At 50.4% G+C, this 10,979-nt stretch carries 11 protein-coding genes; 7 read left to right on the top strand and 4 right to left on the bottom strand.

The annotated features are described in order from the left end of the window. Positions 1-74: 74 nt before the first annotated feature. Both IXB50_RS22600 and IXB50_RS05170 read right to left on the bottom strand, forming a co-directional pair. Positions 75-626, bottom strand: a complete 552-nt coding sequence (locus IXB50_RS22600; RefSeq protein ID WP_246564093.1) for an SDR family oxidoreductase — start codon at positions 624-626, stop codon at positions 75-77. A gap of 147 nt (positions 627-773) precedes the next feature. Beyond that, on the bottom strand, positions 774-1,154 hold the full coding sequence (locus IXB50_RS05170; protein WP_407658790.1) for a DUF3465 domain-containing protein: 381 nt from the start codon (positions 1,152-1,154) through the stop codon (positions 774-776). Positions 1,155-1,401: 247 nt separating this feature from the next. Here IXB50_RS05170 and IXB50_RS05165 point away from each other — a divergent pair, with 247 nt between their 5' ends. Together IXB50_RS05165 and IXB50_RS05160 are read left to right on the top strand one after the other, a co-directional pair. After that, on the top strand, positions 1,402-1,731 hold the full coding sequence (locus tag IXB50_RS05165) for a YkvA family protein (protein ID WP_215607875.1): 330 nt from the start codon (positions 1,402-1,404) through the stop codon (positions 1,729-1,731). A gap of 56 nt (positions 1,732-1,787) precedes the next feature. Further along, positions 1,788-2,243, top strand: a complete 456-nt coding sequence (locus tag IXB50_RS05160; RefSeq protein ID WP_215607874.1) for a hypothetical protein — start codon at positions 1,788-1,790, stop codon at positions 2,241-2,243. A gap of 164 nt (positions 2,244-2,407) precedes the next feature. On the opposite strand, the gene mnmG is transcribed toward IXB50_RS05160, so the two are convergent. Further along, positions 2,408-4,318, bottom strand: coding sequence for a tRNA uridine-5-carboxymethylaminomethyl(34) synthesis enzyme MnmG (mnmG, locus tag IXB50_RS05155; protein ID WP_215607873.1), 1,911 nt, complete (start codon positions 4,316-4,318; stop codon positions 2,408-2,410). A gap of 323 nt (positions 4,319-4,641) precedes the next feature. Between mnmG and IXB50_RS05150 the strand changes: the two genes are divergently transcribed. Continuing rightward, entirely contained in the window at positions 4,642-6,201 is a 1,560-nt protein-coding gene (locus tag IXB50_RS05150; protein ID WP_215607872.1) for a BamA/TamA family outer membrane protein, read from the top strand. Between the two features lie 102 nt (positions 6,202-6,303). Then, positions 6,304-6,945 (top strand): type I restriction endonuclease subunit R, encoded by a 642-nt coding sequence (locus tag IXB50_RS05145; protein ID WP_215607871.1) that lies wholly within the window; start codon positions 6,304-6,306, stop codon positions 6,943-6,945. 202 nt (positions 6,946-7,147) lie between these two features. Here the strand turns inward: IXB50_RS05145 and IXB50_RS05140 are convergent, their stop codons facing one another. Further along, positions 7,148-7,834 carry a Uma2 family endonuclease gene (locus tag IXB50_RS05140; RefSeq protein WP_246564092.1) on the bottom strand — a complete coding sequence of 229 codons (687 nt, stop codon included), beginning with the start codon at positions 7,832-7,834 and terminating at the stop codon, positions 7,148-7,150. Here IXB50_RS05140 and IXB50_RS05135 point away from each other — a divergent pair. From IXB50_RS05135 to IXB50_RS05125, 3 genes are all read left to right on the top strand, one after another. Further along, a complete protein-coding gene (locus tag IXB50_RS05135) occupies positions 7,833-8,609 on the top strand; it encodes an HAD family hydrolase (protein WP_215607870.1) in 777 nt (258 codons plus the stop codon). The two genes, IXB50_RS05140 and IXB50_RS05135, sit on opposite strands and share 2 nt — an antisense overlap. A gap of 8 nt (positions 8,610-8,617) precedes the next feature. Continuing rightward, positions 8,618-9,835, top strand: coding sequence for a DNA double-strand break repair nuclease NurA (locus IXB50_RS05130; RefSeq protein ID WP_215607869.1), 1,218 nt, complete (start codon positions 8,618-8,620; stop codon positions 9,833-9,835). A gap of 187 nt (positions 9,836-10,022) precedes the next feature. Continuing rightward, the gene (locus IXB50_RS05125; protein ID WP_215607868.1) at positions 10,023-10,943 is read left to right on the top strand and encodes a WD40 repeat domain-containing protein; all 921 of its coding nucleotides are present in this window, start codon (positions 10,023-10,025) and stop codon (positions 10,941-10,943) included. The last annotated feature ends 36 nt before the right edge of the window (positions 10,944-10,979 follow it).

The following is a 10,979-nucleotide window of genomic DNA, read 5'->3' as shown; positions in this document are numbered from 1 at the left end:
AGTTTATTCTGGACCATGCAACAGAAGCTACCTTTGCCTGATACTATTGATGGACTTTTGTCAATGCGTAACTCCTAGTCTTGATCCTGACCAATCACATTAATCACCTCAGCACACCAGGTTTCATGGGAAACTCGCTTCAGCGAATAGCCCTGGCAAGCCCCCATCCAGTCCACTAGCTTATTCCAGCTATAAGTCTGAGGATTCACCACATTAAATGCTTGACCGTTAGGAGACTGTGTCCGGGACAAATGCAAAATCGCACGACTGACATAATCTACCGGCACCAGGTTTAATGCCGCATCAATATCTGGCGCTAGTCCCACCTGAGTAAATCCTTGAATCATTTTGATCACAAAACTATCTGGGGAACAAATACCGCTGGTCGTGTCTCCCATAATGTTGCTAGGTCGATAGATCATCATTGGTATACCCCGAACCCGGAATCCACGAATTTTGATCTGCTGGTCGCTACGACCAAGATATTCAAGGTTGCCATCTGACAGATACCGGGCCAAATCTCCAGTTTTATAAAGAATAGTGCCACCATGCTGGATAAATCGCGCTGCTGTAATCTCGGGTCGGTGTAGATACCCCCGCGCCAAACAGTCACCGGCAATGTACAACTCACCCGTGTCACCCAGGGGTACAGCCTGTAAATCCTCATTGAGTGAAAAAGATTTGTTATAACAGACGCATTGTCCTAGAAAAAGAATTCTACAAGATGGACTAACAGAGTACGTCCTAAATGATTGGACAGTCTGGCTTGGGACTTAGTCATAGCGAATGCCGTTATGCTCTAGCCACCCATCTGCATGCCAGTCCTTAGGATCATCATGGGTCCAGTGTAGAATGCCACCGCGCTCATTCCATTCATATTCCCCTCGAAATCTCACCTCATCCCCCTCGCGTAATGTATCAATCCGAGGAGATACATCGATATTGTGACTAACCAGCAGTGACTGTCCTGACTCTAGTCGCAAAATAAACTTCTGATGCCGTGAACCTTCTAAATCGTCTGCGAGTAAGCGTTCTACTCGACCGACACCGTCCACAATTAAATCAGATTGCCCATTGCGATAGGCCTCCATCAGTTCAGCATCACCTTTGATCTCAGCTCGTCGAAAATGGTCCTGGGGGGCAGCATCCGCCATGGGTATAAACCAAGAAAACAACAATCCAGACACTTTTACCACTGGCACAAGTAGTATAAAAACAGCTAGAAGGGCTGCAGTTGAAAAGCTTTGGAATACTTTCAGAACAGTACTTTGGGCCATGGTGGTGGGAAACCGTATACGGTAATGTCGGTGTAATTTTACCCCAAACCATGGGGGCATTCACCACCTGCGCTAATTCTCTTCCTTTGCGATTATGAATTTGTCGAGCAAGAGAGACACCCCCATGAAGACATCTGCACAGCAACCCATTATCGAAAGCCTACGTACCTGGTACCGCAACGCCATCCGCAACTCTAAATATCGCTGGCTTGTTGTTTTTGGTAGCCTCCTATATCTCGTTAGTCCTTTCGATATCTCGCCTGATGTTTTTCCAATCATTGGCTGGCTCGATGATGGCATCATTGCCACCCTACTAGTCACTGAAGTGTCCCAACTCCTGTTCGAACAGGTCAATGCCTCTAAGAAAAAGAACCAAGAGGCTGCTAATAATTCCGCTGATGCCGCCACCACAACTGAGCAGGTGGTTGATGTAGAGGCGGCCCCCGTAGGCTAGTCCAGTGGACGGCTTGCGTGTTCAATGTTCAACTCATTTAAATTAGGCACAGAATCATGACTTATACCAATTCCCAAACTGCAGTCAACGAAAACTTTCAGTCCATCAAATCAGAAGGTGGTCGCCGGACTCAAAAGATTGCTGATATTCTCAAGGCTGCTTTCTCCGACGCTGTCACTGAAGTAAAAGAAGGTGCTGGCACTGTCAGCCCCCTTGCTAAAGACCTAGCCGGTAATGCTGTTGAAGTGGTTAAAGGAAAAGGCCAGGAAGCCTATCACAGTGCTAAACAGGCCGCCCAGGATACCGCTAATGAGGAGCAAGATGTGATTGCTCGGTTTAAGCTCAAGCTACAGGCGATTATCGATGCCATTAAGGCCACATTGTTTAGCCAGACAGAGGCTGCAGAGGCAGAGGCAGAGGCCATCGGGCTTATTGAGCAGGAAACTGAGGTGCACACCGTGGTTACTGAAGATGCCGCCACTGAGGTAATTGTGGATTCGACCGCTGCTTAGTGTCATGGGGCATGTTCCCCTCCTAGTTTTGTTAGGTACGCAATAGATTGGCGCTGGCTTAGGCTAGCGCTTTTTTTGTTTTTTGGTAGGGGCATTGCATGCAATGCCCCTACGGACGGGATGCTAACAACATTATTGGAATACAGTCCTTCTATGGAACATTCCTAGGTTTTAGCTAAGGCTTCTTTCTGACGTTCTTTAATCTCCAGATGCACCAGCAGAGCATTGATATCCGCTGGATTCACGCCGCCAATGCGGGTGGCCTGCCCCACGGTTAAGGGCTGTACCGACATCAATTTTTCGCGGGCTTCCATGGATAGGGTGTCGATGGTCATGTAGTCGATGTTTTGGGGTAGCTTACGGTTTTGTTGCTTGGCTACCTGGTCAATTTGTTTTTGCTGCCGCTGGATGTAGCCGGAGTATTTGATGTCGATTTCAGCCCCTTCTTTTTCGGCGCGGGTTAGTTCGGGGTTGCCGAGACCGTATTGCTCCAGGTGCTGGTAGTGAAACTTAGGGCGACGGAGGAGATCGGCGAGTGCGATCGCATCCTTGATTTTCTGCCCCGTATCCGCCACAATCTGCTGACCCACTGGCTCATGGGCCTTCACCCGAGTACTGTGCAGCCGTTCTTTCTCCACCGCAATATTTTCCTGCTTACGGGTATACAGCTCCCAGCGCCGGTCGTCGATCAGGCCAATCTCTCGACCCAGGGGCGTCAGCCGTTGATCCGCATTATCTGACCGCAGAATCAACCGATATTCCGACCGAGATGTGAGCATGCGGTAGGGCTCCCGTAAATCTTTGGTACATAGATCATCGATTAACGTGCCTATGTAGCTGCCCTCACGGGGAAAGATGATCATCTCTTCTCCACGGGCATAGCGCACAGAGTTAACACCAGCCACAAAGCCTTGGGCCGCAGCCTCTTCATACCCTGTCGTACCGTTAATTTGACCCGCGCAAAACAATCCCTCTAGCTTCTTAGTCATCAGGGTGGGGAAACACTGGGTGGCAGGCAAATAGTCATATTCCACCGCATAGGCGGGACGCAGCATGGCACAGTTTTCCAACCCAGGCAGACTGCGCAGCATGGCCCGCTGAATCGTCTCGGGCAGGCCCGTAGAAAACCCCTGCACATAAATCTCAGGAATCGTACGACCTTCCGGCTCTAAAAAGATTTGATGACTCTCTTTATCGGCAAAGCGAACAATCTTGTCCTCAATGCTCGGACAGTAGCGTGGCCCCTTGGAATCGACCCAGCCACCGTAGATGGGCGACATGTGGAGATTCTCTTGGATGATGCGATGGGTCTCAGCCGTGGTGCGCGTCAGATGACAATCCATGGGCTCGCGTTCCACCCATACCTCTGGGTCAAAGCTAAACCACCGTACATCCGTATCGCTGGGTTGCTTCTCCAGCACATCAAAATTGATCGTGCGACGATCCACACGGGCCGGGGTCCCCGTCTTCAATCGTCCGGTTTCAAAACCTAGTTGGTTTAATGTATCAGTCAGACCAACAGCGGCAAACTCACCAGCGCGACCAGCCGCCATAGACTTGTCGCCCACCCAGATCACCCCCCCCAGAAATGTCCCCGTGGTGAGAATCACTGACTTACAGCGAAAGGTTACGCCAAAGTAGGTTTGCACCCCAATCACATCATCGTTGTCACCCAAGACTAAATCTGTTGCCATGCCTTCACGCAGGAACAGATTCTCCTGGTTCTCCACGATGGTTTTCATGATGGCGGCATATTCTCGCTTATCGGTTTGCGCTCGCAGCGCCCACACCGCTGGACCACGGGAATTATTGAGCACTCGCTTTTGCAGATAGGTGCGATCGGCCATTTTACCAATCTCGCCCCCCAGGGCATCCACTTCGTGGGTCAGCTGTGATTTTGCCGGACCACCTACCGCTGGGTTACAGGGCTGCCAGGCAATGCGGTCCAGGTTAAGGGTGAGCAGCATCGTCCGTGCCCCCAGCCGTGCGGATGCCAAAGCTGCTTCACAGCCCGCATGGCCCGCGCCAATCACGATTACATCAAATTCATCTAGAAACTCTACCGAGCTGCCCATGTGGCTTACCTATCCAGCGTTTCCCATTCTAACCCTCGATTTCATCAGTGCCGTTGCTGATTTAGGGATGCCCCAAATTAAGCCCAAATTAGGCCAAAATTAGGGATGATGCAGGCGATGTGGCATTCATTGATATAAATTGATGTGGGGTTTGGAATCAGGTGCTTCTACGCCCTGGGGCCTTGGGTATCTCCTGTGCGCAGGGCCTCCGTGTGCTGAGAGCATCCGTACGTGATACCTTACGTATGTTTATCTTAAATATCCAATAGCTTCAGTAAACGCTTTAACCTTTCTCAAGCTTAAGCTGTGCCGTTCTTAAACTGATGAAAATAAATTCACGGCTATTCTCACCTTGCCAGGTTAGATGGATTTTAGTAACAACCTTAGGTTTAACTGCTAGCCCCCTGGGGTTTACGACTACTGCCTGGGGGCAAACAGCAGATGGACCGACTTTGCCCGAGCCTGTCACACAGACCGAATTGTCTCCGGCTAATATCCCCAGGACTGAACTGACGGTACCCCAGGGCAATGGCGAGATTATTGCCGATATTCAGATCCGGTTGGTGAATGCGGAAGAAGACACTGAGGGCAGTCCAGACGTTGCTGGCATGATCAAGCAGTTTCAACTTCAGCCCGGAGATAGTTACGATCCGGAACTGGCCCATGGGGATCTGAGCCGGATTGCTGGGATGGCTGAGCGGGTGACGCTCACCCTTGAGCCCGCCACTGAGCCCGATCAGATCGTCATGGTGGTAACTGCCGAGAAACCCAATTCTTTCTTTTACGACTTTGGCAGCTTACCTCGAACCACGGCTCTTGCCGGTCCTCTACGTCCCGTTACCGTCAATCCCTCTAGCAATAGTGCCCGTGGATTTTCCATCAAGGTGCATGGGGGAATCGATAATATCGGTGATAATAATCAGCGGCTGACCGTTGGCTTGCTGGGTGGGGAGAATACCCTGGGGGCTGAAGTTGACTTCAGGCAGTTTTTCCAGGATGGCTCAGGCTACGGTCTCAATTTTGAAAATCGGCGTGGCATCGAGCCAGAATTTGAAGGTGGTGATAATGAAGTAGACCTGGCCAATGGGGATGATCCCTGGGTGCATCGTCTGGGTGGAGGCGTTGAGTATTTTCGTCCCTTAGCCCCTGATTTAGAAGCCGCTCTAGGGGTTTCTTACCAGCGTATTTCTATCAGAGATGACGCGTTTACCAACGATGTGTTTGATGACGATGAGTTGGGTAACTCGCTGACGGTCAGTGATAGTGGTCAGGATGACCTGCTAACGATTAATCTTGTCGGTAAGTTGGATCGTCGAAATGACGCGGATAATCCCACCCAAGGGTATCGGTTTCTATTTGGCACCGATCAGTCCATTCCCATTGGCGATGCCGATATTCTGTTCAATCGTCTTAGCGCTAACTACACCCAGTTTTTGCCATTAAATTTGTTTGGATTTACCGCAGGTCCTCGCACCCTGGTGTTGAATGTACAAGGCGGTACCATTATTGGCGATACGCCTCCGTATGAGGCCTTTAGTCTGGGGGGCTCAAGTTCCGTTCGCGGCTACAGCTCCGGAGAACTGGGTACTGGAGAAAGCTTTGTCCAAGCCACGGCTGAGTATCGTTTTCCCATGTTTTCCTTCAATGCCTTGGATGACGATATTGACGTGGGCGGTACCCTATTCTTTGACTATGCTTCTGACTTGGGAACCGGTGACGATGTCATTGGTGAACCGGCTGAGGCTCGCGACAAGCCAGGCGATGGGTTTGGCTATGGTCTGGGGGTGCGGGCATTGACCTCTGTCGGGGCTGTACGACTTGAGTTTGGCCTCAATGATGAAGGGGACTCCCAGGTCATTTTTAAGATTGGCGATCGCTTCTAGTTGTTTGTCATGGTGTGGTCACATCTCTGTGGCCACATCGCTAGAACTCAACCAGTTAAGACAATTGCTAAACTTAATTAAATGGCTGCTTGATAGAGCTTTATGACTGCTGTCCTTGGCGTTACAGATCATATTAAAACTCTGAATGATTTACAGAGTCGGTTTGGCCTCCAGCAAGCAAGCGACGACACTTTTTTTAATGAATGGTTGACTAACCTACCTCAGTTGGCCAATGACCAACAACTGGGTGTGGAGCGGCTAAAAAATCGATATGATTACCACCGGGCGGAGGGGTTGCTGTTAGAGGGCACATTCAATGCTGTTGTGCTGTCCCCTTTGCTTGAATTAGCTGGTTTTTTAGATCCACCATTTCGACTTAAGTCGCCCTATGGGGTCAGTCTGGAGTTAGAAGACCCCGACGAAATTATCCGAGGATTTATTGATACCCTCATCGTCCAAGAACATCTGTGGATCATGGTTGTGGAATCAAAACACACTAGCATTCCAGTTCCCGCTGCGTTGCCTCAGCTTTTGGCTTACATGCTGGCTAGTCCTCAGCCGGAGCACCCTGTCTATGGCATGGCCACTAACGGCGATGAGTTTGTCTTTTTAAAGCTATGTCAACCAGACAGTCCGGTATACGATACTTCACGGACATTTTCACTTTTCCCACGTCGCCATGAATTGGGTGAAACCCTAAGGATTTTGATGCGTTTAGGGACTCTTGTTGCTGAATACACATAGGGCAGCCTGGTTTCGGCAAGCGTACACCACGGATAGCTTCGAAATGTTTGGGCTAAATGAATATCAAAATTGAGTTCAATGAGCGCGAGCAATGGCTATTATCATTCGCATTGATGAATATTTTTGGAGGCGGCTCTACCAATGTGCTTCAAAACATATTGGTAAGCATATTGAAAGTGCATGTCTTTAACTGATGAGACCATTAATCAGCGCTTAAAATCTGACCAGGACTGAGTTTCCACTCTGGAATCAGCGTCGATTGAATGTGCTCATCTTTGACGAATACCCTGTCCTCATACATGCCGTTATCCCAGCGGCAGACGGTGACCTGGCGCAGTTCAGGATCCACAATCCAATATTCAGCAATGCCCCGTGCCATATATTCGGTGTGCTTGTAGCGATAGTCGCGATCGCGATTGGCTTGACCAGGGGAAACCACTTCCACCACCAGCAACGGCGGCGGCATATCGTGGGTAATGGTGGCTCGCTTAGTCCCAGCGATGGCCGCTTTAGATCCTTCAGAATGAACTAATAAATCAGGAATACGACAGCTCACATGCTGACCACTCACTTCAATTTCGGTGTTTTTCTGGGCTAACCGTTTGATGGGAAAGTGCTTAGCCAGCTCAAACATTAAATAAGTGGCAATATCATTATTTTCGTCAGATTCTGGCGGCATTTCTAACAAAGCACCGTTAAATAGCTCGTATCGTGCATCTAAACCCTGGGTCTGGTTCAAATACTGCTCCAGGGTGATGGGCCGAACGGAGATAGCTGGGGTCATGGTTGCGACACAAGCACTACAATCCTCATATTGTAGCCAACGGATATTTTTCCCAACCCTCTCCTCCGGTATCGTTGCAAAGTAACTGACGGAAAATTCAACCATGCAACCAGATGTGCTGGCCTTTGACTTTGATGGCGTCATTTGCGATGGGCTGATTGAGTACTTTCAGACAGCATGGCGGGCCTATGGCAAACTGTTCACCCCAGAGACTTTAGAACCCCCTGCAGGTTTAGCTGAAAAATTCTATCCGCTGCGTCCTGTGATTGAAACTGGTTGGGAAATGCCCATGCTGCTAAGGGCCTTGATTGCGGGTAAAACGGATGAGGAAATCATAGCGGGCTGGCCAGAGCTGGCCCTACCTTTTTTAGAAGAAACTAATCTCACTAAAGCTGAGGCAGCCAAAACGCTGGATGGCGAGCGTGATCATTGGATTGCCACCGACTTGGATAACTGGCTGGCCCAGCATCGGTTTTATGCCAACATGCTGGCAATACTACAAAGGTCTCTAGAAAAACGTCCCACCTATATTGTCAGTACCAAGGAGGGGCGCTTTATCCAACAGCTACTCAAACAAAGTGGTGTGACCATGCCCCCGGAAACGATTCTGGGTAAAGAGGTTAAACGGCCCAAGTATGAAACCCTACGGTTGTTAACGGCCAAGCACACTATCGATGCCCGAAATCCCACCCTCTGGTTTATCGAAGACCGCATCAAAGCTCTCCAGTCTGTTAAAAAACAGTCTGACTTAGACCATGTGGAGCTGTTTCTCGCTGACTGGGGTTACAATCTGGCACCCGAACGTCAAGCAGCCCAGGAAGATAATCGAATTCATCTGCTATCGTTAGACTCGATAGTACAAAAGTTCGATACGGAATAGGCACATCCATGCTGGATCTATCGAAAATTGCCCAGCAGATGCAGGGGATTAGTCATCACCTGGCCAAGGAGGCTGAAGCAGCTAAGGTGAGGATTGCGATCGCAACCCAACTCCTAAACCAGGCCCACCTTCAGCAGTCCCACCTGGTGGAGCAGCTTCAAACTAACAATCTGGGCTTCGCCGCCGCCGTCCCGATTGAACCGCTAGATACCAGAGTCAACATCAACCCTGCCCCAGCAGCCCACACCGTTATTGCCACCGACGGCTCCCAAATCAACCCCAGCCATCATGAAATTGCCTATTGCTATTTACTCAATATCGGTCGGGTTGTACTGCACTATGGCCAGAGCCGCTTTCCGCTACTTGATAGCCAGCCCGAGGTAATTTATCGCCCCGAAGACCTCTATGCCTCGCGGCAATGGGGAATTCGCACAGAGGAGTGGATGGGCCATCGGCGGACGGTGTCGGAGGCAGTGGTCTTGGCAGAGTTAGGTGTAGAGGTAAGTGGAAGGCGGGGCAAAAAATCACGGCAGCTGTCCCTTTTACAACGTCTTGCCGTTCCCACCTTGGCCATGACCGATGGCTCGTTAATCTATTGGTTTCTGGATCAGCTCCCGGCACCAGCCAGGGACCAAATCCTCGACCCGATCCTGGCGGCGTGGGAGCAGCTGCGCGATGCCCAGGTGCCGATGGTGGGGTATCTCAGCGCTTCACGCAGCAGTGAAGCCCTAAACTTCCTGCGATTACAAAGCTGCCCCCACGATCAGCCGGACTGCCAAAAGCATTGTGAAGGGCAAACCGATGGGGCCCCTTGCCAGGTATTCTCACCGCTACGGGATGTCACCCTATGGGCCACATTGCTAGAGCCTGGTCAACGAGGGCCATTGTTCAAAAGCTCAGCCGATATTCTGCAGCTCTATGGCGACCATCATCAGATCTACTTCTGCCATGTGCATGTGGGTGCTGAGATTGCCCGTGTGGAGTTCCCTGAATGGGTAGTGACTGATAAAAAACTGTTTGATGCCGCCCTTAGTCTGACCCTAACCCAGGTACAAAAGGGGTTTGGCTATCCGGTGACCTTGGCAGAAGCCCATAATCAGGCGGTGGTGCGCGGTGGCGATCGCAGCCGTTTTTTTGCCCTCCTCGAACAGCAAATGATTCGTGCTGGTCTACAAAATGTAGGCACGTCTTATAAAGAAGCCCGAAAACGCGGCAGTATCGCCTAATCTACATGTCCGGAAATCCAGCCCAACAATTCAAAATTTCCGCTAAGGTCATCGGGAATTCTCTACCTAGCGCGCGTTGTTAACTGTACGTTTTTGCAGACTGTCATCCTGATATTTACGGAGGTAGACTGCAATGCCAGTATTAAATAACGTCTGACTAATGTATGTAGTTACTAGAACTGCGGCTGTGAACTCCTTACCTCAACCGCCGAGTCGCCATCTATGGCACTGTACTCAGGCAATTGATGCCCACGATAGCTGGATCCGTTCCATCACAGTGGATAGCCGAGGTCGGTATATCATCAGCGGCAGCGGGGACCGATCAATTAAATTATGGAACCTTGAGAACGGGCAACTACACCACACATTACAAGGCCATAGCAGCTGGGTGCGGGCATTGGCCATTAGCCTGGATGATCAGCTGATCGTCAGCGGTGGCAATGATAATAATGTCTGTCTTTGGCACCTGGAACAGGCTCACCCGGTGACCACACTCAAAGGTCACACTGATAGCGTCCGGGCCGTTGCCTTTAGTCCTGATGGTCAGTGGATATATACCGGTAGCCAAGATAAAACAGTCCGGCGTTGGTCAGCCGCCACTGGCACATTACAAGAAACACTGTTAACCCATCAGCACTGGATTCGTACCCTCGTCCTGAGTCCCGACGGCCAGACCCTCATTACTGGCACTCAGGATCAGGAAATTAATATTTGTGATGCGGCCACTGGTCAAATTCGCCGTAGATTACAGCGACACACAGGCGATATTGTGTCCCTTGCGATTAGCCCAGATGGTGAATTACTGGTAAGTGGTGGAGCCGATCAAAAAGTGATGTTTTGGCGTCTGCGGGACGGTCGCTTTATGGGGGAGTTCGATGCCCATAACGGCGGTGTCAATAGTGTTAGCTTTAGTGCCGATGGCAAGCTATTGGCTACGGCCAGTCGCGATCGCACAATCCGCATTTGGAACATGACCACCCGCAAACTCCTTGACATCCTTGAAGGTCATGCAAGCGGGGTCTGGTCCGCCGTCTTTGCCCCTGACAACCGCACTCTCATTAGCGGTGATTGGTCAGGACAGATTCGGTGTTGGCAGCTGATGCGTTAGGAGTTGCTTCACCTCCATACCACCTATAGAAGAACT

Origin of the sequence: Leptothoe spongobia TAU-MAC 1115 (genome assembly GCF_018739885.1) — a bacterium.
Classification (GTDB): Bacteria; Cyanobacteriota; Cyanobacteriia; order Phormidesmidales; family Phormidesmidaceae; genus Leptothoe; species Leptothoe spongobia.
This window is presented reverse-complemented; position numbering and strand designations above follow the sequence as displayed.